This window comes from Psychrobacter sp. TB20-MNA-CIBAN-0197, from assembly GCF_040309765.1.
Taxonomy (GTDB): domain Bacteria; phylum Pseudomonadota; class Gammaproteobacteria; order Pseudomonadales; family Moraxellaceae; genus Psychrobacter; species Psychrobacter submarinus.
On record NZ_JBEOPC010001018.1, the window covers coordinates 1 to 254 of the forward strand.

Genomic DNA, 254 nt, shown 5'->3' on the forward strand with positions numbered 1-254 from the left:
GTATTTGCCGGGGAAGTAAAGTTTCAGAATAATGAAATGCCATCATTATAGTGGCACTTTTTGCATTGATCGTTGTCGCTGCAACATCTCGATGGAACCCGATAATTTTCGGAAGTGTCCTACTTCTATTTTTTTTTGAATTTGGCATGCTGCACGCCGCTCGAGGGTGCGGGCGTCAGGTAAACTCGCCCGGCTGCGGCCGAGGCTCTGGGACAATGGTTTGGCGGGAGCCGGGAAAATGCGCTGATCAATAA

General features: G+C 49.2%; 1 protein-coding gene. It reads right to left on the reverse strand.

The window, feature by feature from the left end; translation table 11 throughout:
• Positions 1 to 45: 45 nt before the first annotated feature.
• A partial coding sequence (locus AAEY83_RS16975) for a hypothetical protein (RefSeq protein ID WP_351060990.1) occupies positions 46 to 254 on the reverse strand: 209 nt, incomplete at its 5' end.